Source organism: Sphingobium sp. JAI105 (genome assembly GCF_015752145.1).
In the GTDB taxonomy this organism is placed as follows: Bacteria; Pseudomonadota; Alphaproteobacteria; order Sphingomonadales; family Sphingomonadaceae; genus Sphingobium; species Sphingobium xenophagum.
The window spans coordinates 2,482,143-2,505,766 of record NZ_JADOUC010000001.1 but is presented as its reverse complement, the minus strand read 5'-3'; the positions used below and the strand labels follow the sequence as shown (position 1 = coordinate 2,505,766).

Below are 23,624 nucleotides of genomic sequence, written 5' to 3'. Positions count from 1 at the left end.
GACCCGGCGGCCCCTCTCATTTGCGTTTCTCGCCGCCGCGATTCCTTTCTTTCCTCACAACCGACTTGCCATGCTCCATGTATCCATTAATCTGGATATATGGAAAACGAATCCGCCATCGCGGCTTTAGCCGCCCTCGCACAGTCCACGCGGCTCGACAGTTTCAGGTTGCTCGTCCGCCACGAGCCCGATGGCCTGCCCGCCGGGGAAATCGCCCGGCTGGTCGGGGTCCCGCAAAATACCATGTCGTCCCATCTGGCGATCCTGTCCCGCGCTGGACTGGTCCGGGCGGAGCGGCAGAGTCGATCCATTCATTATCGCGCCGATCTGGAGGCGTTGGGCGCACTGACATTGTTCCTGCTCAAGGATTGTTGCGGCGGGAACGCGGCTTTGTGCGCCCCGATCATTGCTGAACTGACCCCTTGCTGCTGATCCAGAGGACATTCCCTTGGCGACCGACATCATCATCTATCACAACCCCGCCTGCGGCACGTCGCGCAACACGCTGGCGATGATCCGCCATGCCGGGATCGAGCCGCATGTCATCGAATTTCTCAAGACGCCGCCGTCACGGGCTTTGCTGGAACAATTGATCGCCCGTGCCGGCATCGCACCGCGCGCCCTGTTGCGGCAGAAGGGGACGCCTTTTGCCGATCTGGGGCTGGACGATCAGACGCTGCCGGACGCGGCGCTGATCGACGCGATGATGGCGCACCCCATATTGATCAACCGCCCGCTCGTCGTATCGCCCAAAGGGGTGCGATTATGCCGCCCGTCCGAGGCGGTGCTGGAGTTGTTGCCCCATCCGCTGCCCACACCCTTCGTCAAGGAAGATGGCGACGTGGTGGGAGCCGCCTGATGTCATTGTTCGAACGCTATCTCAGCCTCTGGGTCTCGCTGTGCATCGTCCTGGGGATTGGACTGGGGCATCTGTTCCCGTCGGCCTTCGCGCTGATCGCTGGAGCCGAGATCGCCAACATCAACCTCCCGGTAGCGGCGCTGATCTGGCTGATGATCATACCCATGCTGCTGCGGATCGACTTTGCCGCGCTGGGCAGCGTAAGGCGGCACTGGCGCGGTGTCGGGGTGACGCTGTTCATCAATTGGGCGGTCAAGCCTTTCTCCATGGCGCTGCTGGGCACATTGTTCATCGGCCATCTGTTCGCGTCCTACCTGCCTGACGGACAGGGGCCGTCCTATATTGCGGGCCTGATCCTGCTGGCCGCCGCCCCCTGCACCGCGATGGTGTTCGTCTGGTCCAACCTGCTGGATGGCGATCCTGGCTATACGCTCGGTCAGGTGGCGCTCAACGATCTGATCATGCTGTTCGCCTTTGCGCCGATCGTCGGACTGCTGCTAGGCGTCGCCTCGATCAGCGTGCCATGGGATACGCTGCTGCTGTCGGTCGGCCTCGATATCGTCGTGCCCGTGGTCGTCGCCCAATGGCTGCGCCGGGCGCAGTTGCGGGCAGGCGGACAGGCAGCTCTGGAACGGCTGCTGACAAGGCTCGGGCCATTTAGCCTGCTAAGCCTGCTCGCTACGCTCGTGCTGCTCTTCGCCTTTCAGGGGGAGCAGATCGTCGCCCAGCCGCTGGTCATCGCGCTGATCGCAGTGCCGATCCTGCTTCAGGTCTATCTGAACGCTGGCCTTGCCTATTGGCTCAGCCGCAGCATGCGCGTCGACTGGTGCGTTGCGGGACCGGCTGCATTGATCGGTGCGTCCAATTTCTTCGAACTGGCGGTCGCCGCAGCGATCAGCCTGTTCGGCCTCCACTCTGGCGCGGCTCTGGCCACTGTCGTCGGCGTATTGGTGGAAGTGCCGGTAATGCTCTCTATCGTCGCTCTCGTGAAGCGTTCGCGCGGCTGGTATGAAGGGAGCGCGGCCGCCTAGGCGCTACCGCTCTGCCCCCTTCGCCTTGCCCCATGCGCGCGCGGCGGTGTAGCCCAGATAGCCAGTGCCAAACAGCGCGTAGAGCGGTTCAGGCAGGGCGTTGAGATAGTCGCGCATCCCCGCCGTGATCGCCGCCGCCATAGCGGGTCGCCACCCCGCGATGACGCCCATCGGCAGCGACCAGAGCAGCAGCGCATACATGACATAGAGGAAGGTAGGCCGCGCACGTGCGGCCCAGGGATCGGGATCAATGGACTCGGAAACCATGGCTTCATATCCTGATTGAAAAGACAGCTCCGGGCGACGTTCGCGCTATAGCTTGGCGCAAAACGCACTAGTGCTCATGAGAGCTAACCGATTCGGTTGGCCAGCCAGCCGTAAAGAAAGGCTTCATTGGCGGGGCGGTTTTCCGCGAGCGCGATATAGCGTTCACCCTGCATCGCTTCGATCGCCTTCAGCAGTACCGCCTCACCCGCCTTGCCCCGCAACGCACGAAAGGCGCGCAATGCCCCCAGCGTCCTTGCGCCGATCGCCCGGTCCAGCATCAGATCCGGATAATCGCGCTGGTTGCGGTTGAGCGCATTAAGGGCGCGCTGGAGAAAGCCGGTCGCGGTTCCCACGCCCATATTGACCGCAGTATCGAACAATTCGGCCGCAACGGAGGGCGCAGTTTCCGCGACAAAGGCGTAACCGGGCTGATCCCAGTAAATCCGCCGGTAGATCGCCACCGCCGTCGCGCGCGGCAACGCTCGCATGTCGCCGACAAAGCCATTGTCCCGCGCCACCGCCTGGGTAATTCCCCAATTGGTCGGCCCGCCCCGATCAGCCGGATGGTTGGAATAACCGCCTTCGCGGGCGATAACATCGTCAATGAGCGTAAGGATGTCCATGCTGCGCCTCTCTGTTTCGAACGAGGCGGATCATTTATCCCATATGGTTTGTTGTAGGACAGGGGAAATTCCGGCCGAAGCTCGAAAACCGAACCTGTCAGCTTTCTGCGCGCAGTTTTTCCGCCAGTTGGGCGATTTCATCCGGCTCCAGCAGCCAGGTGCGCGTCCGGCGGCCCTCCCGATGAACCGGTTGGGTCAGCAACACGCGCGCCTGCGCCTTGGCCTCTGCCTTGAAGATCGCGAAATGCTGCGCGCATTGGCGGATCGTGCCGATCAAGGGCGCCTTGCCATCCAGATCAATCATGGTGGCTGGCTGATCCCAGTCTATGGCGGACATGGCAGCTTCCTTTCATCTCGTCATCCGGGTCTGTCTCGCGCGCCCGCGTCAGATAGGCGGTCGAACCACCCCCCTGCAACGTCCGTGCGATCAAGCGCAATTGCCCCTGCCCTTGCGGGGCGGGGACTGTCAATTCCGGCTGATCCTGAGCATCAGGCAAGTGAATGGTGCGGCCAAGAAGACTCGAACTTCCACGGGCTTTCGCCCACAACGACCTCAACGTTGCGCGTCTACCAATTCCGCCATGGCCGCACATTCAAAGGGAAACCGGCAGGACCGGCATCTGGTAGGCGCTGGCCATTAGCAAAGGCTTTTGCGCCATGCAACAACCGATCTGCATCTGCGTTATGATTGATTGTCGTGCACGATGCGGCACGCCGAAAGGCCAGTGCCCGCAAGCAAAAGGATGGAAAGCAGGACCATGCAGCATTGGATACTGTCAGGCGTGACAGTGGCCGCCGCGACGGTCATGGGACTGGGTTTGGGCGCCTATGTCACGAGTCCGCAATCCTCTGCTCCAAGGACACAGAAAGATGTCGCCTATGCCGAGCCCAGCGATAGCAGCCTGTCCGATCAGGTCGCCGACCCGGCCGGTCGCGGTCCCGACATAATCCGCTGTACCGGTTGCGGACCAACGCTGGCGGAACGGCAAATGGCTTCGGACATTTCGGGGCTGGACGCAGACGGCATGATTGACGGCACCAGCGATCCGGTCGTGCATGACTATCTGACGCAAGGGGAGGCGGCGGAAGCGGTCTATCCCGTCCCACCACCATCACCGATTCATCAGCTGCCACCGCCAATTGCGCGCTTCGCCGCCGGGGAGACGGCCACGCCTCCACCGACTCTGCAACCTGTCCAAGGGACAGCCACTCCCGCCGTCATGGCGACGGCAGCAGGCAGTTCCTTCCCTTAGAACGCCTATTCGGCAGCAACGACCTCCGCCGGCGCATCGCTCAGCGGATGAGCGAGGCGGTTGATCATCTCCTTGGGGCACACTTGCCAGATATAGCGCCGCCAACGGTCCCAATCCTCCAATATGGTGCTGGACCATTTGCTGTCGGTCGCCTTGGCGTGCTGGGCGATCAGATCCTTGACCTGCGCCTCCCAATGCGCGCTTTCCAGCCGCTGCCAGACGATCCCTTCGGGGTTGGCCCGCGACGGGAAGCTGCCATCCTCGTCCAGGATGAAGGCCATTCCGCCGGTCATGCCCGCGCCGAAATTGGCGCCGGTCTTGCCCAGGATCACGGCGATGCCGCCGGTCATATATTCGCACCCATTGGCGCCGCAGCCCTCGACCACGACCTGCGCGCCCGAGTTGCGGACCGCGAAGCGTTCGCCAGCCTGCCCCGCCGCGAACAGCTTGCCACTGGTCGCGCCATAAAGGACGGTGTTGCCGATGATCGTATTGTCCTTCGACGAGAGCGGGCTGGAGACGGTCGTGCGCACCGTGATGATGCCGCCTGACAGGCCCTTGCCGACATAGTCATTGGCGTCGCCGAAAATTTCCAGCGTGATCCCCTTGCACAGGAATGCGCCCAGCGACTGGCCCGCCGACCCGCGCAGGCGCACGGTCAGATGTCCATCGGCCAGCGCCGACATGCCGAACTTGTCAGTTACCGCCGACGACAGGCGCGTGCCGACCGCGCGGTGCGTGTTGCGCACCGTATAGGTCAGCTGCATCTTCTCGCCCCGCTCGAACACTGCCTTGGCGTCGCGCATCATCTGGGCGTCCAGGCTGTCGGGCACGTCGTTGCGCCATTGCTTCAGGCTGAAACGGCGCTGGTCGTCGGGAGCGTCCACCTTGGCCAGGATCGGGTTGAGATCCAGGTCGTCCAGATGCTCGGCACCACGATTGACCTGCTTCAACAGTTCGGTCCGCCCGATCACCTCGTCCAGGCTGCGGAAGCCGAGCCGGGCCAGCACTTCGCGGACTTCCTCGGCGATGAAGGTCATGAGGTTGATGACCTTTTCCGGGGTGCCGGTGAATTTGGCGCGCAGCTTTTCATCCTGCACGCACACGCCCACGGGGCAGGTGTTGCTGTGGCACTGACGCACCATGATGCAGCCCATGGCGACCAGCGACAAAGTGCCGATGCCATATTCTTCGGCGCCCAATATCGCGGCGATCACGATATCGCGCCCGGTTTTGAGGCCACCGTCGGTGCGCAGCTTCACCCGATGCCGCAACCCGTTGAGGGTCAGCACCTGATTGGCTTCGGACAGACCCATTTCCCATGGCGTCCCGGCATATTTGATCGATGTTTGCGGCGATGCCCCGGTTCCGCCGACATGGCCCGCGATCAGGATGACGTCGGCATGCGCCTTCGCCACGCCCGCTGCGACCGTGCCGATGCCCGCCTGGCTCACCAGCTTGACGCAGACGCGTGCGCGCGGGTTGATCTGCTTGCAGTCGTAGATGAGCTGCGCCAGATCTTCGATCGAATAGATGTCATGATGGGGCGGCGGCGAAATCAACGTCACGCCGGGCGTCGAATGGCGCAGCCTGGCGATGAATTCGGTGACCTTGAAGCCGGGCAGCTGCCCGCCCTCGCCCGGCTTGGCCCCCTGTGCGACCTTGATCTCTATCTCTTCGGCCGACGCCAGATATTCGGCATGAACGCCAAAGCGGCCCGACGCGATCTGCTTGATCACGCTATTGGCATTGTCGCCATTTTCATAGGGTTTGAAGCGCGCGGCGTCCTCGCCGCCCTCGCCCGACACCGCCTTCGCACCGATCCGGTTCATCGCGATCGCCAGCGTCTCATGCGCCTCAGGCGAGAGCGCCCCAAGCGACATGCCCGGCGTCACGAAACGCTTGCGGATTTCCGTGGTGGCCTCCACCTCGTCGATCGGCACGGCTTCGCGCGCGAAATTAAACTCCATCAGGTCACGCAAATAGACCGGCGGCAGATCGCGCACCCCGCGCGAGAATTGCAGATAGGTCGAATAGCTGTCGGTCGCGACCGCCGTCTGCAACAGATGCATCAATTGCGCGGAATAGGCGTGAGCCTCCCCACCGTTGCGCTGGCGATAGAAGCCACCGATCGGCAGCCGCACGACCGATGCGTCATATGCCTGCTGATGGCGCAGGATCGCGCTATAGTGGAGCGAGGCATAGCCTTCGCCCGAAATCTTCGCCGGCATGCCGGGGAACAGATCATTGACCAGAGCGCGCGACAGGCCGACCGCTTCGAAATTATAGCCGCCGCGATAGCTGCTGATGACCGCAATGCCCATTTTGGACATGATCTTGAGCAGGCCTTCGTTGACCGCGACGCGATAGCGCTCGAAACAGGCGTCTAGGTCGAGAGACCCGAACAGCCCGCGCGCATGGCGGTCGGCGATGCTGGCTTCGGCCAGATAGGCGTTCACCGTGGTCGCGCCCACGCCGATCAGCACCGCGAAATAGTGGGTATCGAGCGCCTCGGCGCAGCGCACGTTGATGGACGCATAGGAACGCAGCCCCTTACGCACCAGATGCGTGTGCACCGCGGCCGCCGCCAGCACGCCCGCAATGGCGATGCGCGTCTCGCTGACGCCCTCGTCGGTCAGGAAGATTTCCGTCCGCCCTTCACGTACCGCCTGCTCGGCTTCCTCCCGGATGCGTGCGATTGCCGCGCGGAGCTGCTCCTGCCCGCCATTTGCCGGGAAGGTGCAGTCGATTTCCGCGACCGCCGGACCGAAATGCGCCTTCAACCGCGCCCATTCCGCGCTGGTCAGAACCGGCGATTCCAGCACGAGCACATGGCTGTTCTGCGCATCCTGCTCCAGGATGTTGTGCAGATTGGAAAAGCGCGTTTTCAGGCTCATCACATGCCGTTCGCGCAACGGATCGATCGGCGGGTTGGTGACCTGGCTGAAATTCTGACGGAAGAAATGGCTGATCGTTCGCGGCTTGTCGGAAATGACGGCCAGCGGCGTGTCGTCGCCCATGGAGCCGATGGCTTCCTTGGCATCCTCCACCATCGGCGCCAGGATCAGTTCCAGATCCTCCAGCGTCAGGTTGGCCGCCACCTGCCGCCGCGTCAGTTCCGCCTTGTCCCAGTCGGGCAGCGCGGTCGGCGCATCGGTCAGGTCGCCGATCGCCATAAAGTCCTTGATCAGGTCGCCATAGGGGCGCTCACCCGCGATCCGATCCTTGATCGCGGCATCGTCGTAGATTTCGCCTTCGGCCAGATCGATGGCGATCATCTGGCCCGGACCCATGCGCCCCTTGCGCACGATGGTGGTTTCGGGAACCACGACCATGCCGGTTTCCGACCCGACGATCAGCAGATTGTCGCCCGTCAGCGTGTAGCGCAGCGGACGCAGCGCGTTGCGATCCACCCCGGCCACGACCCAGCGCCCGTCCGTCATCGCCAGCGCGGCAGGGCCATCCCACGGCTCCATGACGGAGGCGAGATAATCATACATGTCGCGATGCGCCTTGGGCAGTTCGCCATTGTCGGCCTGCCAGGCTTCGGGCACGAGCATCAGCTTGGCGGTGGGCGCATCGCGGCCCGACCGGCAGATCGCCTCGAACACGGCGTCCAGCGCAGCGGTATCGGACGCGCCCGCCGGAATGACCGGCTTGATATCCTCCGACTGCTCGCCGAACGCGAGGCTAGCCATCTTGATCTCGTGGCTCTTCATCCAGTTCTTGTTGCCGCGGATGGTGTTGATCTCACCATTATGGGCAAGCGTGCGGAACGGCTGGGCCAGCCACCATTGCGGGAAAGTGTTGGTCGAATAGCGCTGGTGGAAGATCGCCACCCGGCTCTCGAACCGCTCGTCCTGCAAATCGGGATAGAATACCGACAGCGATTCGGCGAGGAACAGCCCCTTGTAGATGATGGACCGGCACGACAGGCTACAGACATAGAAATCATTGATCTGCGCGGCGATCACCTGCTTTTCGATCCGGCGACGGATCAGATAGAGGTCCTTCTCGAACTCGGCCTGATCGCGCACTTCGGGCATCGGCCCGGCAATCATGATCTGCTCGATTTCAGGGCGCGTGCGCTGCGCCTTTTCACCGATGACGGACACGTCCACCGGCACCTGGCGCCAGCCATAGATGGTATAGCCTGCGTCGATGATCTCGCTCTCAACGATGGTGCGGCAGGTTTCCTGCGCACTGAGGTCCGTGCGCGGCAGGAAGATCATGCCGACGGCCAGGCGATTGGGCAGCGGCTTGTGACCGGAGTCGGCGATCGCATCGTCAAAGAAGCGCACCGGCAGGTCGACATGGATACCCGCGCCATCGCCGGTCTTGCCATCGGCATCGACCGCGCCCCGATGCCACACAGCTTTCAGCGCATCGATCGCGGAGGCGACAACACGGCGTGAGGGGCGGCCATCCGTCGCGGCGACGAGGCCCACGCCGCAGGCATCGCCTTCCAGGTCAGGATGATACATGCCCTCGGCGGCGATCCGCGCGCGTTCTTCGGGGCTTGCGGTGAAGTTGGTGTCGGTCATGATGACTTACCCTTGCCTGTAGCCGTCCATTTTTGGGCACGGCCGCTGTCATTTCCGTTGATTACCGACCTGATCGGCGTCGATTGTCAGTTTGCCTTCTTCGCGTCCTTGCCGAGTAAGGCGGTAAGACGGTCGCGTTCAGCTTTTGTCAGCTCATTATATGTTCGCGGCTTTGGCAGCTTTTCGAGTTCGGCTGCGGACGATTTCATGATCTCCGGCATGGCCTGCATCATCTCAGGCATGACCTTCTGCATTCGGCCAATATAATGCGGATCGGCGGCAAGCTCCATGAAACCCGCACCGAACTTGGCGCCAATGGGGGTTTTGAGGAAAGCAGCAATCTGGTCCAGTTCGGCAGCAGTGTATCGGTAGGCGAAGGCCTCAGCCATGCCTTCCCGCATATCCGGCTCATATCGCCCCATGAAACGGCCCATCGCCGGCATCATCGTGTTGACGACGACGTCCATCCGCTTGCGGAAATTCGGGTCGATGATCGCCATCATTTCCTCGACGGTACCCTCGCCCAGATTATCCACCTGTTTTGGGTCAAGGCCGCCCATCCTCAGAAATTCGCGGATCGGCATCTTGGTCATGCCATCCATCATCGGCCCCATCATCTTCTGCATCATCGGCCCCATCATCTTTTCGATGGTGCCGTCGGGCAGAATGACAGAAGCGATCGGCTTGGCCTTGGCCAAACGTACCGGATCGACAGATTGAACTGTTGCCGTCGAAGCCTCAGCCTGAACCTGGGCACCGGCCGGAGCCGATAGGAGCAGGCACGAAAGGGAGAGAAAAGCAGCGCGCATCACGCCGCAACCCTCTCGCCCGCTGCCTTGGCTTTCGCCTTCAAATAGCGGTGCATATGCTCGGTCACGTCGCGACCGTCGCGGATCGCCCAGACGACCAGGCTTGCGCCGCGAACGATGTCGCCGGCGGCGAACACGCCGTCCATGCTGGTCATCATCGTCTTGTGATCGACGCGCAGCGTGCCCCAGCGGGTGACGGACAGGTCGTCCGCACCGAACATTTTCGGCAATTCTTCAGGGTCATAGCCCAACGCCTTGACGACCAGATCGGCCTCCAGCGTATGTTCGCTGCCCGGATCGGGTTCGGGCGCGCGGCGACCCGATGCATCGGGCGCACCCAGCCGCATCCTGGTGACTTTGACGCCGGTGACATGCTCGGTGCCTTCAAAGGCGATCGGCGCGGTCAGCCAGACGAATTCGACGCCTTCTTCCTCGGCATTGGCGACTTCGCGCTGCGATCCGGGCATATTTTCCCGGTCGCGGCGGTAGAGGCATTTGACCGATTTCGCGCCCTGGCGGATCGCGGTGCGGACGCAGTCCATCGCCGTGTCGCCTCCGCCGATAACGACGACATTCTTGCCGGTCGCGAGCAGGCTGCCGTCCGCATGTTCGGGGACGTCGTCGCCAAAACCGGCCTTATTGGAGGCGGTAAGATAATCGAGCGCCTTGACCACGCCCGGTGCGCCAACGCCCGGCGCGCGAATGTCGCGGGGCTTGTAGACGCCGGTGGCGATCAGGATCGCGTCATGCTTCTCACGCAGCGCTTCCAATGTCGCGTCGCGGCCAACCTCGAAATTTTCGTGAAAGACGATGCCGCCATCGCGCAACCGCTGGACCCGGCGCATGACCACGTCCTTTTCCAGCTTGAAGCCGGGAATGCCGTAGGTCAGCAGTCCGCCAGCGCGATCATGCCGGTCATAGACATGCACCTCATGCCCCGCTGCGCGCAGATATTCCGCCGTGGTGAGACCAGCCGGCCCCGCGCCGATCACGCCGATCGACTGGCCGGTGGGCTTGCCGGGGACCAGCGGTTCGACCCAGCCTTCCTTCCAGGCGGTGTCGGTGATGAATTTTTCGACACTGCCGATCGTCACGGCACCATGGCCGGAAAATTCGATGACGCAATTGCCCTCGCACAGCCGGTCCTGCGGGCAGATGCGGCCGCAGATTTCGGGCATGGTGCTGGTCAGGTTGGACAATTCATAGGCTTCACGCAGGCGGCCTTCGGCGGTCAGGCGCAGCCAGTCGGGGATGTGATTGTGCAACGGACAGTGAGTTGAACAATATGGCACACCACATTGCGAGCAGCGCGACGCCTGTTCTTCCGCCTTGTCGAGGATGAAGCTGCGGCTGATTTCCAGAAAGTCGTCGGCGCGGGCATCGGCATCGCGCTTGTCGGGGTAGGCTTGTCCCTTGCCTACGAATTTCAGCATTGGATTGTCGGCCATGATACGCCCCTGACTCAAGTTACAAGGGCGCGCATAGCATAAAAACCCGCGGAGTCACGCGGATTCTGCATTTTAGGTCAATAATGCTGTCTAAATTACACCCTGTATCCACTCTAGTTGCGAAATGATCGCAGGAACTTATCGCATAAATAGACCGTTTCGGCCCTATCTCATCCCCAGCCATATCAGAGCGGCCACGCCAGCGACGATTCGGTACCAGGCGAAGGGCGCGAAGCCATGTTTGGACACAAGCCCGACGAACCAGCGGATGACCAGCAACGCGACAATGAAGGATACGACAAAGCCCAAGGCTATGCTGCCCCAGCCTACCGCTGCGCTGGTGATCTGATCGCCCTTCTTGATCAATTCCAGCGCGGTTGCGCCCAACATGGTCGGGATGGCGAGAAAGAAGCTGAACTCCGCCGCCGTGCGCCGTTCGACCCCTAGCATCAGCGCGCCCATGATCGTCGCGCCGGACCGGCTGACCCCCGGCACCATGGCCAGACATTGGATGAAGCCGATCGCCAATACTCGCACCATCGGAATATCGGCGATGCCATGAAATCGCTGATCCTTGACCGCCCGTTCAATCAGCAGGATCGCGATGCCACCGGCAATCAAGGCCCAGGCAACCACCTGCGGCGCGCCAAGCAGAATTTCGATATAATCGTGCAGGGCAAGGCCGATAACGGCCGAAGGCATGAAGGCGATCAGCAGATTGCGCAGGAACCGCCAGCTTACCGGCTCACGCCGCAAAAGCCCCATGCCGACCGCCCAGAAAGTGCGCCAGTAGAGCACGACGACCGCCAGAATGGCGCCAAGCTGGATGACGACGTTGAACATTGCCCAGGTCGACGCATCATAGCCCAGCAATTCGCTGGCCAATATGAGGTGCCCGGTCGAGGATACCGGCAGAAATTCGGTCAGCCCTTCGACAATACCCAGCAGGATGACGGTCAGATAGTGCAGGTCCATGATTGGGATCGTCCTCCGATAATCATCCCGTCACCCCGAACGTCATGCTGAACATGCTTCAGCATGACGATGAGGGAGAAGATTGTCTTGCAGCTGATAGCCCCGCGTCACAACGGAGCAATGCCCTTAGGCGCTCACCCGACCGGCGAAGCGACCATGCTTGCGGTAACGGACCATCCATTTGTCCGCGACCCCCGCCATCGGCGTGGCGGCGACGCCCAGTGCGTCCAGCCCCTTGGCCCCCGGCGCCACAACATTGTCGCGCCCCAGCATCGCCAGTTGATCGCTGGTGATCGGCCCGCCCGGCAGCATCGCCAGCAGCTTCGCGGCCGCATGTGGCACATCGACCAGCGCCTTGTCCCGGCCAGCCGCCCTGGCGATCCACTGGTTGATGTCCTTCATGCTCAGCACCTGCGGCCCGCCCAGTTCGTAGGTCTGACCGCCATGGACACCGGGCTGCTCCGCCGCATTGGCGATAGCCTGCGCGACATCGGCGACATAGACGGGCTGGAACCTGGTCGCGCCGCCGATCACGGGGACCACTGGCAGCATGGCGACGATCTGCGCGAAGCGGTTGAGGAACTGGTCCTCCGCGCCGAAGATGATCGACGGACGGATGATGGTGGCGTTGGGGAAAGCAGCCTTTACCGCCGCTTCGCCTGCCGCCTTCGACCGGCCATAGGCAGACGGGCTATCGGCGTCGGCACCGATCGCCGACATATGGACCAGCGCGCTGACACCGGCGTCTGCCGCCGCCTTGGCGACATTGGCCGCGCCGCGATGGTGAAAGGCGTCGAAATCGCCCTTCAATATGCCCACCAGGTTGATGACGATGTCGCTGCCGGCCACGGCCCGCGCCACGCTGGCGGGGTTGCGGATGTCGGCGGCGATGAACTGCACCTGGCCCAGCCCGCCCAAGGGCTTGACCCGCAGCGCAGTGGCGGGATCACGCTGGGCAATCCGCACCCGCGCGCCGCGCGCCAGCAGCACCTGCGCCACCTGACGACCGACAAAGCCGCCGCCGCCGAATATCGTAACCAGATAGTCTTTCATCACCTGACCCACGTTCGTCCGAGAGGGAATATGCTGCCCATTCCCTTGCCCCAGCCGCGCCGCGCTGACAACCGCTTTACCCGATCCAGCCGACCAAATCGGCGATCATCCACAGGCCCAGCAGCAGGAACAGCAACGCGGCGCCAACCTGCAACGCGCGCATTGGCACTTTCCTGGCCAGCGCCTCGCCAAACAGCACGGCGGGGACATTGGCGATCATCATGCCGAGCGTCGTCCCCGTCGTCACCGCGATCAGATTATCGAATCGCGCGCCCAGCGCGATGGTCGCCACCTGCGTCTTGTCGCCCATTTCCACCAGAAAGAAGGCGACCAGTGTGGTCAGGAACACGCCCGCCTTCGACGGCGCCTTGAGCGGCGCATCTTCGTCAATCTTGTCGGGCACCAGCGTCCATGCGGCCATGGCGATGAAGCTCAATGCCACGGCATAGCGGAACCAATCCTGCGTCAGCACGCCCGCAATGGAGTGGCCCAGAAGGGCGGCGAGGAAATGATTGGCGATCGTCGCGATCAAAATGCCCAAGATGATCGGCACGGGCTTGCGAAAGCGCGTCGCCAGCAACATCGCGAGCAATTGCGTCTTGTCGCCCATTTCGGCAAGGGCGACGAGTGCGGTGGAGGTAAACAGAGCTTCCATCAGACAATATCCGGGGCCGGGCGGAAGTGATAGACGCAATGCCACCGTCGCCTCCCGCCCGGCCGGACAGAAAAGCGCCGATGCCATTGGTCTCGCCTTACGCAGAATGTTCCGCGTCCCCCATGCCATGACCTCTCGGCCAAATATGTTGACATAAGGCCCGCTCCATTTGCGCTGGAACGGCTGGCTACTCCCCAGATGACAGGCTAGCCTCTACGCGTCGAAGCCGGGGATGACAAGTCATGGGTAGGGACAGCAACAAGACGATCGAGACCGATAGCGACGCGGCAGCGTTTCTCGCCGCGGTCGAACCACCCGAACGGCGGGAAGATGGGGAAAGGCTCGCCACGCTGATGCAGGCCTTGTCCGGCGAGCCGCCTCGCCTGTGGGGATCGTCGATCATCGGTTTTGGCCGCTATCATTATCGCTATGACAGCGGGCGCGAGGGGGATGCGTCGCGTATCGCCTTTTCCCCGTGCAAGGCCGAACTGGTCCTCTATCTTTCGGGCATATCGGACGAGGATTGTGGGCCGCTGGGCAAGCATCGGCGCGGCAAGGGATGTCTCTACATCAAGCGCCTGTCGGGCATCGACATGGATGTTCTGGAGGCGCTGATCCGGCAGAGCTGGTCCTATATGGCGGACAAGCATCCGGCCTGAACGAACAGGTCAGAGCGGCAGCAGCGCTGCGACGATCCAACGTTCTTCGGCACGCAGCACGCCCCAGGCGCGGGCGGCTGCGCGGCTGTCCATTGCCTCTACGCCGATCCCCAGCGCCTCGACCGCGCGGACAAAGGGCCGGGGCGGCTGGCGCAATCCCGCGCCGGTGCCGAGCAACAGAAATTCCGGGCGCGGATCGCCGTCAAACAGGTCGCCCAGCGCGGCAAGTGTCAGCGCGTCGATCGGCGGGGCATCGTCCCACGCCATCGCCCGCACCGGGCTGAGCAACAGCCCGGTTGGAAACACATCATCCCGCACCCGAAATCCGCGCCCCTGGAATCCAGTGACGATAGGCCCCTGGCCGCTATCGTCGCGGCGCAGTTCGATGCCGATGCGCTTCTCGCCGCTCAGGGCTGCGCTCCGTCCCGTGGGCCGACCCGTTCGGCCTGCGCGGCGATGTTGGCCTTGCTCGCTTTCTTTTCCGACGACATCGGGGTCAGCCCCAGCGAGATCAGCAACGAAGAGGAGACATAGACGGACGAATAGGTGCCAACGACAATGCCCAGCATCATGGCCGCGGTAAAGCCACGCAGCACATGACCGCCAAACAGCAGCAGCGCGCCCAGCGCCAGCATGATCGTTACCGACGTCATCACCGTGCGCGGCAGGGTTTCGTTGACGGACAGGTCGATCAGCGCCTTCATGTCCATCTTGCGATATTTGCGCATATTTTCGCGGATACGGTCGTCGATCACCATCTTGTCGTTGATCGAATAGCCGACGATCGTCAGCACGGCCGCGACGATGTTGAGGTCGAATTCCAGCTGCGTCACCGCGAAAAAGCCCAGCGTCATCAACACGTCATGGACGATCGCGACGAAGGTGGAGACGCCGAACTGCCATTCGTAGCGGAACCAGCTGAACACCGCGATGCCCAGTATCGCCAGCACCACGGCCAGTACGCCATTCTGGATCAGTTCGCCCGATACCTTGCCCGATACCGTGTCATAACGGGAGAAAGTGACGCCGGGGAATTGCGCGGCCATCGCCTTGCGCGTCTTTTCGACCACAGCGTTGGCCGCGCCAGCGCCGCCCTGTTCAGGCAGCGGCAGGCGGATCTGCACCGTCTTGGGATCGCCAAACTGCTGGAGCGAGCTTTCGCCCACACCCAGCGATCCTATCGTCGCGCGGACCTTGTCGGTTTCCACATTCTGAGGAAATTTCGCCTCGATCATCAGCCCGCCGACAAAGTCGACACCCATGTTGAGGCCTTTATAGGCCGTTGCGCCAAGGGCCAGCACGGTCAGCAAGGCGGTGAGCGCGAACGCCCATTTCCGCATCGCAACGAAACCGATATTGGTATTGTCAGGGACGAGTTTCAGAAGTTTCATAGGTGTGTCCTCCCGCCCCTCTTAAATGGTGATGTCCGTCGGCCGGGTGCGGCGCACCCAGTTGGCGACGATCATGCGGGTGAAGGTGACGGCCGTGAACACGCTGGTCGCGATGCCGATCAGCAGCACGATGGCGAAGCCCTTGACCGGGCCGGAGCCGAGCGCGAGCATGATGCCGCCGGCGATGGCGTGAGTCACATTCGCTTCGAAAATCGTGCGGCTCGCTTCCTTGTAGCCATGTTCGATCGACTGGACGACATTGCGCCCGCGTCGCCTTTCTTCGCGGATACGTTCGTAAATCAGCACGTTGGCATCCACCGCCGTGCCGATGGTCAGCACGAAGCCCGCAATGCCCGGCAGCGTCAGCGTCGCGCCCAACATGCCCATCACGCCCAATATGACCGCCACGTTGATGGCGACCGCCAGATTGGCATACATGCCAAAGCGGCCATAGCTCACGAACATGAAGAGCGCGACCGCGACCACCGCGATGACCGACGCGATCAGCCCCGCGCGGATCGAATCGGCGCCCAGCCCCGGCCCGACGGTGCGTTCCTCCACCACCGTCAACGCCACCGGCAGCTTGCCCGACCGCAGCGCGATCGCCAGCTGGTTGGCGCTTTCGACGGTGAAATTGCCGCTGATCTGCGCGCTGCCGCCCAGGATCGGTTCGTTGATATTGGGGGCGGACAGCACCTTGCCGTCCAGGATGATGGCAAAGGGGCGGTTGACATTCTGCGACGTCACCTGCCCGAATTTGCGCCCGCCAGAGCCATTGAAGCGGATGTTGACGATCGCCTGGTTATTCTGGTCATAGCCCTGCGTCGCGTCGGTCAGATCCTCGCCCGACACCATCACCTGCCGCTTGACCGCGATCAGCGGCACGCCCGATGGATTGTCGGGATAGGGCAGCACTTCGCTGCCCACCGGCGCGCGACCTTGCGCCACTTCGGCGGGGTTGGCGGTGAAATCGACCAGCTTGAATTCCAGCTTCGCGGTCTGGCCCAGCAGATCCTTCAGCGCCTTGGGATCTTGAAGGCCGGGCACCTGTACGACGATGCGATTGTCGCCTTGCTGCTGGATCGTGGGTTCGCGCGTGCCCATCTCATCGATGCGCTTGCGGATCACTTCGGTCGCGACTTCCATCGCGCTCTTGACCGCATTGTTGATCCCCGCTTCGGTCGGGGTGATGACGATGGTGGAGCTGTTGACCACCTCGACATTGAAATCGCGCTGTCCGGTAAGGCCCGCGCCCTGCGTCAGCGGACGGATACGCTCGACCGCGGCATCCACCTGCGACGGATCGCGCACCATGAAGCTGAGCTTCCCGTCGCGGCTGGAGATGTCGCCGATCGCGATCCGGGGGTCGCCCCGGCGCAATTCGGTGCGAACCTGCTCCTCCATATTGGTGAGCCGCTGCTTGGCGACATCCTGCGTGCTGGCTTCGAGCAGCAAATGGCTGCCGCCCGACAGGTCGAGACCCAGATTGACCCGCGTCTGCATGAAACCGGGCAGCCGGGTGACGACCGAATCCGGCAGGAAGCTGGGTACGGCGCACAGCACGCCGATAGCCAGCGGCAGGATGATCGCAAAGACCGCCCAGCGCGAAAAGTTCAGCATCGTGGGATCAGTCGTTCGCTGGCTTGGCAGTGGTCGGGTCGAGCACGTCTGTCAGGGTGGACTTGACCGCCTTCACCTTCATGCCCGGCGCGATTTCGACTTCGGCGTAAATCTCGTCCACGCGCGTGACCTTGCCCAGCAGGCCGCCACCGGTGATCACCTGATCGCCTTTTTTCACTGCGTCGATCTTCGCCTTGTGCGCCTTCATCCGCTTTTGCTGCGGGCGGATCAGCAGGAAATAGAATACCACGAAGATCAGGACCAGCGGCGCCATCTGCACCAATATGCCGCTGCCGGATGCTGGCCCGCCCGCAGTCTGGGCAAAGGCTGTCGATATGAACATGGGTGGGACTTTCCTGAAGCAGGTCGCGCCTTGGTTTCTGTCGGCCGCAGGACGCACATAGCGCCCACGGATCAAGCCGCGGCGGCTACCACAGATGCAGGCGGGGAGGCAATATGATTAGGCCGATACGCAGCAGCCGCAAAAGAGCAGCATCGAATCCCTTGCAACTTGGCGAATGTGCTTCTAAGAGCCGCCCTCCGGTCGGGACGTAGCGCAGCCTGGTAGCGCATCACACTGGGGGTGTGGGGGTCGGAGGTTCGAATCCTCTCGTCCCGACCAAAATTTTGAAAAAGTGCGGCCGTTCGGCGGAAGGGCGCACGAAAATCTCCCAGGCGCTATCGCGCGGGAGTCCATGTTCAGCAGCGATGATCGTATCGGGGAGCGGACGCTACCCTAAATGAGAAACATGGCTGCCAGAATCAGCAGCCAGATGGTCAAGGCTGCACCAGCGACTATCGCCAGTTTTTGAGGTAGGCTGAGACCCGCTGTGTCTGCGGACAGTTCAGAACCATCCTTTTCCGCGATATTCGCGGGAGCAGCCTGATATTTGAAGTTTTCCTGGACGACGGAACTGTCGAAGCGGAGAATCGTGTCGAGCTCCGCGCGATTGAGTGGCTGCACAAAGGCGCAGCCAGCGATCGTTCCTTCGACACGGACGATCCGCACCGCCCTGATGCCGACGCCCGGCACGCCGATGGTCGTCGCCTGATCGGGCAAAATCTCGAAAGGCAATTGCATGCGAAAGCCGGTGAGCGAGATATCCTCGATCTGCACGTCGAACGGCGTATCCTCACCATCGCGCAAGGTCGAAGCGCGGTCCAGCTGCATTCGCTGCGCGCCACGATTATCGCTGTACAGGGTCGCTCGAACTGACATTGGCGGGCTCCATAGCCGGGGACGGCAATTTGGACCCATTCGCCTAAGAAATCGTAAAGATACCGTTGAGGATTGAACGAGAAGCGGCGGAAAGCAGGCCGGCTTTGGGTGGGCAAGCATGGATCAACCTGGGCAGCGACGCGCAGCCCCGCCGGTGTTCACCCATCAGCGCGCTGACGTTCAGCCCCGCGACCGCAAATGGGCAAACAACGCCATATAATTGTCGACCGCGCGATCCAGCGTGAAATCGGCTGCGCGCGCTTTGGCCGATACCCTGTCGAGCGGCATATCCAGCGAAGCGCCTATGGCCTTTGCCAAGGCGTCGCTGTCATCGACAGGAACGAGCCGTCCGAACCTGCCCCCTTCCAGCACTTCGAGCGGGCCGCTGGGGCAATCGGTCGCAACGATATTGGCACCGCAGGCAAGTGCTTCGATCAATACGGTCGGCAAACCTTCCCAACGCGACGACAATATGAAGGCATCGGCAGCGCGCATCATTGCGAATGGGTTGCGGCTGAATCCTGCCAGATCGACATGATCGTCCAGGTTCAAGGATTTGAGCTGCGCCTCCAATTGCGGACGCAGCGGACCTTCGCCCAGAATGACCAACCGGACGGGGCGTTCATCCAGCACTTTGCGCACAGCGCTGATCAGGACATCGAAGCCCTTCTGGTGATGCAGTCGCCCGCAACCCAACAGAACGGGTATGCCCGCCCCGTCGGTCAACCAGCGATGTTCCGGCGCTTCGCCCGAAAGCGCCACCAGCCCGTCAGTGACGACAGGATTGTGGATGACCTGATGATTGTGCGGGTGACCGCGCGTAAAGGCCAGGACAGCCGATTCGACGCCCTGAGAGACGCTGACGACCCGCGAAATACCCGGATAGACGAATCGCGCCAGACGATAGGCCGCCTTGACCGAGCGGTTGGTCAGCAGCGCGTAATTCTGCCCCATCTGATTATGTTCGACCGCCACATGCGGGATGCCCGCCCGTGCGATCCGGTTGGCCAGCGCAGCGGCGACATTAACATGGGTGAGATGGCTGACGAGAATATCCGGCCGCGTCGAACGCAGCCAGCGGGCAAGCGGGCGAATGCTGGAAATGGAACGGCGATTGCCAAGATCGACCAGTTCGATCGCCGGATCGAGATCGTCGAGATAAGGGCCTTCCCGCCGCGCCAGGATCAGCGTAACCCGTTCGCCGCGCGCCACCAGTCCGTTCATCAGCAGGACGGCCACACGCTCCGCCCCGCCGCCGGCAAGGTCCTGAAGAAATGTCGCGACGTGCATAAGTGACTAGCCCACCAGCAGCTTTATGCCGACCAGCATCAGCACCAGCGCCAGCACCGACCGGACCAGACGGTCGGGCAGTTTGGACGACAGCAGCGATCCGACGATGATGCCCGGTATCGATCCGACCAGCAGCGACCCCAGCAACGCAAAGTCGACATTGCCGATCCACAGGTGGCCAAGCCCCGCCACAGCCGTCAGCGGCACGGCGTGGATAATATCAGTGCCCACCAGGCGCGCCGCCTTCATCCGCATGGGATAGAGCGCGATCAGCATGGTCGCCCCCAGTGCGCCCGCCCCCACCGACGTCAGCGTGACGAGCACGCCCAGGATGAATCCGGCCAGCACCGTCAGCGGCAATTGCATACGCCGGAAGCGTTGCGCCGTGTCCTCCTGCATATCGCGGGCATAATCATGGATTTGCCGACGCGAAAGCGTGGCGATCGCCGTCATGATCAGCAAGACGCCGAGCGCCGAAAGGATAAGATCACTCTGGAAGGAACTGCGGGGCAGTTTGGACAATAATGCGATCGTCAGGACGGATGCCGGAAGGCTGCCCATCAACAGGCGACGCACCACGGTCCAGTCGGGCTTCCCGAAATGATGATGGACGACGCCCCCGACGGTCTTGGTGATCGCCGCGAACCAAAGGTCGGTCCCGACGGCAGTGACTGGCACGATTCCAACCAGCAGGATGAGGATGGGTGCCATCAGCGACCCACCGCCCACGCCGGTTATTCCAACGAGCAAGCCCACGAGCAGGCCAGCCAGGCTGTGCACCCAATCGATCATCAATACGCGTCCCCCTTGCCCGCTCAGTGACGGACGACTGGTCGGACATGCACGATTGGCTTGTGCTTGGGAAGGCGCAACTTGGCCTTGACGCGCTTGTAAATGGCTCTCTGCTCCCTTCGTGGGCCGATCAATTCGGCCATTATCCATTCAACATGTGACCATGAAGCGGGGCACAGGCGTCCTGCGAGGCAAATTCGTGGTTTTCCGCCAGTTAACCCTAACGAGTGATTCGGGTTTAAGGGAGGCGGGCCTATGCCGTTTTTGGTACCAAGACACGGCGACAAGGTAACGGCATGTTCCCCAATCCAAAATCCCTCATCCAGACCACGCGCTATGCGCTTGGACTGATGGCGCTGGCCCTTGTGGCCGCTGGGGTCATGCTTGCGACGGACAGGGTTCATTTGTCGCCTTCCGCTATATCCTGGTTGTCGCTCACGGCGGTTGCGGTCCTGTTCCCGGCGCTGCTCGTGGCGTTTCCCCGTTCGCGTCGGTCCGATCTGCTGGCCGCGACGCTGATCCTGGTCATCGTGGCGGGTGGCGCACGGATCGCCATCGGGGACATTGCCGGATTGGGAGACATGTCCGCGATGATGATCCTGATCGTCGCGATATATCTGTCGTCGGGCATAGATATTTTGCGCCAGCGCGCACGCCGCTACCCCAACGAATTGTTCGAAGTCATCGCCATCGAGGAAAAACGGGCGCGCCGACGCGGGGACGCCAGGCGAGCCAGCCCGACCGTACGACCAGAAAATGCCAACCCTATGAACCAAATAGGATAAAATTTTTCGGTTGCCGATCCTATTTGCTGTCCTACAGGCCATGGCTCGGCATATGTGAGTCGCCTCTTCACGCAGGAGGCGGAAAATGACCGATCCCTATACCAGCTTCATCGACAATCCGATTGCATCGGCGCGGGCGCCCTACGCCGTCGTTCCCCATGACAGTGACTCTCTGCCCGTCGTGCCCAAAGCGCTGTACATCGGCACTGGCGGCACGGTCATATTGCGGGGCGTCGATGGCACCGCTGACGTCAACTTCCTCAATGTCGCCGACGGACAGGTGCTGGATGTTCGCGCCCGTTACGTCCGTGCGACGGGCACGACAGCCGCCAATATCGTGGCGCTTGCCTGATGACGCGGCTCGGATATGGCTTTGGCCGTGGCGCGCGCGGTCCGGCAAACCCGCGCCCGGAGGCGCTATGGCGCCTTGCCACCGTCCGCGCCGGCGAAAGCGCCTACGGCATCGGCAATGTATCAACGTCCAATTCGGCGCGGACCAGCGGGCGCATAAGGGACACGCTGTCCAACGCGCACATGACCGCGTTGCGCTACGCCGATGCGGCATTCATCATCGGGTCCGACCAGGCCGAAACGGCAGTCAGCCCGCAATCGATACAAAGGGCGCTGGAAATCGGCCCGGCAGTCGGGCGGGTAACCTGGTCCGGCAGCGCTATCGGGACGATCCCCGGCGGAGCGCTGCTATGGTCCGACGATCTCCTGCCCGGCGCGCTCGGCCTGTCCGAATTCCCACCCGGTGCCATGGTCTGGCATCGATCGATGAAGGACAATCTGGTCGGTGACACCCGCGCCAACTTTCCCATGACCGGGCCTGGTACGCCCGAGGGAGAAGATCAGAGGGGCACCACGATCGGCGTAGATCGATTGATGCAAACTGGCGCACTTCCCGCAGATGGCGGAGCAAGGGCCCAGATCGATGGTGCACCGGGGGTACTGATCGGCCTGGCCAGCGATCATGGTCCCACTGTGCTGGTCGGCGGCGACAGTCGTTTCTATGGCGTATCGGGTAATGCCGGGCCCGGCACCGGGACGGCCGGCGGGCCGCCACGCATGGCGCTGGAACAGGCGGGCATTCCGCACGCGATGCAGGCACGGTCGGGGTCCAAGATCCAGGATTTCGTCGCGGGCGACTTCGCCAAGCCGGTCTTGCGGATCGGGATCATTGCCTATGTCAGCGACATATTATGCAACTGGTCCGTCAACGACATGAGCAACGGACGCACGGCCAGCCAGATATTGGCGGACATCGCGGCCTTTGTCGCAAAGGCGAAGGCGATCAATCCGCAGGTGCGGATATGGTGGACGACGATGGCCCCCTCCACCAGCGGGTCCAATATTCCGGTCGGGCTGTACGCCAACAGCGCGAATGACGGGCGTCAGGCGTTCAACAACGAGGTCAGGACCAACTTTGCCGCCTATGGGCTGTCGGGGCTTGTCGATATTTCAGCGGCAGTCGAAGACCCCACACAGACCGATCGTTGGGCCGACTTTGCCAATGACAGTTCAGATGGGCTGCATTCCCGCCAGACGGGGCAGGTCAAGGAAGCGGCGGTGATCAAGGCGTGGGCGGATGCGCTGCCCGCACCCCTGGCCGCTTATTGACGCGCACCGCGATGGCGAAATGACGGCGCGCGGCGCTCGCCATTTCGCCACGCTTGCGGCCACACAGGTGAAATCGCGGCTTTACCGGGCCTTGGCAGAATCTATCTCGCATTTCCAATCTCTATTGTTTAAGTAGAGATTTAAGGAGATGAGCCATGTACATGGAGTCAATCGTCGAGGTGGAAGCCACTTTTGTCCCTTGGCGCGGTACGTCGCGTCCGCGCGCCAAGCGGCTCAAGCCATGGAAAGTGTTCCGCAACTATGCGATTTTCACCGCTATCGTGGGGATGATCCTGGCGTTCTGGGCAGCTTTTGTCGCGGGGCTGATGCTCCTGCTGCCCTGACTGGCTACAGACGAAGCAGGCTGTCGATCTGAGCCTCGCGGCGCAATTTCTCGCACTCGGCTTGCCAATGCGTTGCCTCCGCACGCAGGCGTTCGAACTTGTCCAGTGGGATCCAATGACGCGATCCGCCCAGCGAACCGTCCGCGCGGACGGTGACGCTGTCGGCGAGCCGTTCCATCATCTGCGCCAGCTTTGCAAAGTCGCTCACGCGCAGGCTCACCTGGGCACCGTCGCTGGCTCCGTCAATCGCCGCGCGCATCTTGCCTGCTTCTGCCCGAACGATGGCGGCGATCTGTCCGGCTGATGTTGCTTCCATCCCTGCCTCCTGTCGATACAGCATCATCTGCGAACGAGAATGATAGCCAAAGAGGGTTAACCGCTCGTAAC

At 62.3% G+C, this 23,624-nt stretch carries 26 protein-coding genes, 2 tRNA genes and 1 riboswitch; of the genes, 10 read left to right on the top strand and 18 right to left on the bottom strand.

The window, feature by feature from the left end; all coding sequences use genetic code 11:
* Positions 1–99 precede the first annotated feature (99 nt).
* Genes IWY39_RS11990 through arsB form a run of 3 tightly spaced genes read left to right on the top strand, consistent with a single transcriptional unit; the run spans position 100 to position 1,890 of the window.
* Positions 100–432, top strand: a complete 333-nt coding sequence (locus IWY39_RS11990) for an ArsR/SmtB family transcription factor (protein WP_017181733.1) — start codon at positions 100–102, stop codon at positions 430–432.
* Between the two features lie 16 nt (positions 433–448).
* Positions 449–859 carry an arsenate reductase (glutaredoxin) gene (gene arsC, locus IWY39_RS11985; protein ID WP_107123503.1) on the top strand — a complete coding sequence of 137 codons (411 nt, stop codon included), beginning with the start codon at positions 449–451 and terminating at the stop codon, positions 857–859.
* Positions 859–1,890, top strand: a complete 1,032-nt coding sequence (gene arsB, locus IWY39_RS11980; RefSeq protein WP_107123504.1) for an ACR3 family arsenite efflux transporter — start codon at positions 859–861, stop codon at positions 1,888–1,890. Before arsC ends, arsB begins: the two co-directional genes overlap by 1 nt.
* 3 nt (positions 1,891–1,893) lie before the next feature.
* Here arsB and IWY39_RS11975 read toward each other — a convergent pair whose 3' ends face one another.
* From IWY39_RS11975 to IWY39_RS11960, 4 genes are all read right to left on the bottom strand, one after another.
* Entirely contained in the window at positions 1,894–2,184 is a 291-nt protein-coding gene (locus IWY39_RS11975) for a holin family protein (RefSeq protein WP_261375975.1), read from the bottom strand.
* 56 nt (positions 2,185–2,240) lie between these two features.
* Positions 2,241–2,780 carry a glycoside hydrolase family 108 protein gene (locus tag IWY39_RS11970; protein ID WP_107123506.1) on the bottom strand — a complete coding sequence of 180 codons (540 nt, stop codon included), beginning with the start codon at positions 2,778–2,780 and terminating at the stop codon, positions 2,241–2,243.
* 97 nt (positions 2,781–2,877) lie between these two features.
* Positions 2,878–3,117, bottom strand: coding sequence for a hypothetical protein (locus IWY39_RS11965; RefSeq protein WP_019051836.1), 240 nt, complete (start codon positions 3,115–3,117; stop codon positions 2,878–2,880).
* Positions 3,118–3,282: 165 nt separating this feature from the next.
* Positions 3,283–3,369, bottom strand: a tRNA-Leu gene (locus IWY39_RS11960).
* 169 nt (positions 3,370–3,538) lie between these two features.
* Between IWY39_RS11960 and IWY39_RS11955 the strand changes: the two genes are divergently transcribed.
* Positions 3,539–4,033 carry a hypothetical protein gene (locus tag IWY39_RS11955; protein ID WP_229380558.1) on the top strand — a complete coding sequence of 165 codons (495 nt, stop codon included), beginning with the start codon at positions 3,539–3,541 and terminating at the stop codon, positions 4,031–4,033.
* A 5-nt stretch (positions 4,034–4,038) separates the two neighbouring features.
* Here IWY39_RS11955 and gltB read toward each other — a convergent pair whose 3' ends face one another.
* The 6 genes from gltB to IWY39_RS11925 all read right to left on the bottom strand — a co-directional run bounded on the left by gltB (position 4,039) and on the right by IWY39_RS11925 (position 13,517).
* On the bottom strand, positions 4,039–8,577 hold the full coding sequence (gene gltB / locus IWY39_RS11950) for a glutamate synthase large subunit (protein ID WP_107123508.1): 4,539 nt from the start codon (positions 8,575–8,577) through the stop codon (positions 4,039–4,041).
* Between the two features lie 86 nt (positions 8,578–8,663).
* The gene (locus tag IWY39_RS11945) at positions 8,664–9,386 is read right to left on the bottom strand and encodes a DUF2059 domain-containing protein (RefSeq protein WP_107123509.1); all 723 of its coding nucleotides are present in this window, start codon (positions 9,384–9,386) and stop codon (positions 8,664–8,666) included.
* On the bottom strand, positions 9,386–10,834 hold the full coding sequence (locus tag IWY39_RS11940) for an NAD(P)-dependent oxidoreductase (protein WP_107123510.1): 1,449 nt from the start codon (positions 10,832–10,834) through the stop codon (positions 9,386–9,388). Before IWY39_RS11940 ends, IWY39_RS11945 begins: the two co-directional genes overlap by 1 nt.
* Positions 10,835–10,999: 165 nt before the next feature.
* Positions 11,000–11,809 (bottom strand): undecaprenyl-diphosphate phosphatase, encoded by an 810-nt coding sequence (locus IWY39_RS11935; protein ID WP_107123511.1) that lies wholly within the window; start codon positions 11,807–11,809, stop codon positions 11,000–11,002.
* A gap of 126 nt (positions 11,810–11,935) precedes the next feature.
* Complete coding sequence (locus tag IWY39_RS11930) at positions 11,936–12,862, bottom strand: complex I NDUFA9 subunit family protein (RefSeq protein ID WP_107123512.1); 927 nt, start codon at positions 12,860–12,862, stop codon at positions 11,936–11,938.
* Between the two features lie 76 nt (positions 12,863–12,938).
* A complete protein-coding gene (locus IWY39_RS11925; RefSeq protein ID WP_107123513.1) occupies positions 12,939–13,517 on the bottom strand; it encodes a TMEM165/GDT1 family protein in 579 nt (192 codons plus the stop codon).
* Positions 13,518–13,535: 18 nt separating this feature from the next.
* Positions 13,536–13,726, bottom strand: a riboswitch (yybP-ykoY riboswitch).
* A 33-nt stretch (positions 13,727–13,759) separates the two neighbouring features.
* On the opposite strand from IWY39_RS11925, the gene IWY39_RS11920 reads away from it, so the two are divergent.
* On the top strand, positions 13,760–14,176 hold the full coding sequence (locus tag IWY39_RS11920; RefSeq protein WP_107123514.1) for a DUF1801 domain-containing protein: 417 nt from the start codon (positions 13,760–13,762) through the stop codon (positions 14,174–14,176).
* A 9-nt stretch (positions 14,177–14,185) separates the two neighbouring features.
* On the opposite strand, the gene IWY39_RS11915 is transcribed toward IWY39_RS11920, so the two are convergent.
* The 4 genes from IWY39_RS11915 to yajC are packed head-to-tail and all read right to left on the bottom strand — an operon-like array spanning position 14,186 to position 17,530.
* On the bottom strand, positions 14,186–14,527 hold the full coding sequence (locus IWY39_RS11915) for an Mth938-like domain-containing protein (protein WP_081490874.1): 342 nt from the start codon (positions 14,525–14,527) through the stop codon (positions 14,186–14,188).
* Positions 14,528–14,583: 56 nt separating this feature from the next.
* The gene (gene secF, locus IWY39_RS11910; protein ID WP_107123515.1) at positions 14,584–15,567 is read right to left on the bottom strand and encodes a protein translocase subunit SecF; all 984 of its coding nucleotides are present in this window, start codon (positions 15,565–15,567) and stop codon (positions 14,584–14,586) included.
* 21 nt (positions 15,568–15,588) lie between these two features.
* Positions 15,589–17,187, bottom strand: coding sequence for a protein translocase subunit SecD (gene secD / locus IWY39_RS11905; RefSeq protein ID WP_017181749.1), 1,599 nt, complete (start codon positions 17,185–17,187; stop codon positions 15,589–15,591).
* A gap of 7 nt (positions 17,188–17,194) precedes the next feature.
* Entirely contained in the window at positions 17,195–17,530 is a 336-nt protein-coding gene (gene yajC, locus IWY39_RS11900) for a preprotein translocase subunit YajC (protein WP_017181750.1), read from the bottom strand.
* A 202-nt stretch (positions 17,531–17,732) separates the two neighbouring features.
* On the opposite strand from yajC, the gene IWY39_RS11895 reads away from it, so the two are divergent.
* Positions 17,733–17,809: transfer RNA gene (locus tag IWY39_RS11895), tRNA-Pro, on the top strand.
* Between the two features lie 114 nt (positions 17,810–17,923).
* Here the strand turns inward: IWY39_RS11895 and IWY39_RS11890 are convergent.
* From IWY39_RS11890 to IWY39_RS11880, 3 genes are all read right to left on the bottom strand, one after another.
* A complete protein-coding gene (locus IWY39_RS11890; RefSeq protein WP_229380559.1) occupies positions 17,924–18,406 on the bottom strand; it encodes a PilZ domain-containing protein in 483 nt (160 codons plus the stop codon).
* A gap of 180 nt (positions 18,407–18,586) precedes the next feature.
* The gene (locus tag IWY39_RS11885; protein WP_107123517.1) at positions 18,587–19,696 is read right to left on the bottom strand and encodes a glycosyltransferase; all 1,110 of its coding nucleotides are present in this window, start codon (positions 19,694–19,696) and stop codon (positions 18,587–18,589) included.
* A gap of 6 nt (positions 19,697–19,702) precedes the next feature.
* Entirely contained in the window at positions 19,703–20,488 is a 786-nt protein-coding gene (locus IWY39_RS11880) for a sulfite exporter TauE/SafE family protein (RefSeq protein ID WP_017181753.1), read from the bottom strand.
* 296 nt (positions 20,489–20,784) lie between these two features.
* Between IWY39_RS11880 and IWY39_RS11875 the strand changes: the two genes are divergently transcribed.
* The 4 genes from IWY39_RS11875 to IWY39_RS11860 all read left to right on the top strand — a co-directional run bounded on the left by IWY39_RS11875 (position 20,785) and on the right by IWY39_RS11860 (position 23,237).
* Complete coding sequence (locus IWY39_RS11875) at positions 20,785–21,273, top strand: hypothetical protein (protein ID WP_107123518.1); 489 nt, start codon at positions 20,785–20,787, stop codon at positions 21,271–21,273.
* Positions 21,274–21,358: 85 nt separating this feature from the next.
* Complete coding sequence (locus tag IWY39_RS11870) at positions 21,359–21,625, top strand: spike base protein, RCAP_Rcc01079 family (protein ID WP_107123519.1); 267 nt, start codon at positions 21,359–21,361, stop codon at positions 21,623–21,625.
* Positions 21,625–22,893 (top strand): hypothetical protein, encoded by a 1,269-nt coding sequence (locus IWY39_RS11865; RefSeq protein ID WP_107123520.1) that lies wholly within the window; start codon positions 21,625–21,627, stop codon positions 22,891–22,893. The genes IWY39_RS11870 and IWY39_RS11865 overlap by 1 nt, the downstream gene beginning before the upstream one ends.
* Positions 22,894–23,048: 155 nt before the next feature.
* Positions 23,049–23,237: a hypothetical protein gene (locus IWY39_RS11860; RefSeq protein WP_107123521.1), complete on the top strand. Its 189-nt coding sequence runs from the start codon at positions 23,049–23,051 to the stop codon at positions 23,235–23,237.
* 4 nt (positions 23,238–23,241) lie between these two features.
* Here the strand turns inward: IWY39_RS11860 and IWY39_RS11855 are convergent, their stop codons facing one another.
* Positions 23,242–23,553, bottom strand: coding sequence for a hypothetical protein (locus tag IWY39_RS11855; RefSeq protein WP_229380560.1), 312 nt, complete (start codon positions 23,551–23,553; stop codon positions 23,242–23,244).
* Positions 23,554–23,624: the final 71 nt, after the last annotated feature.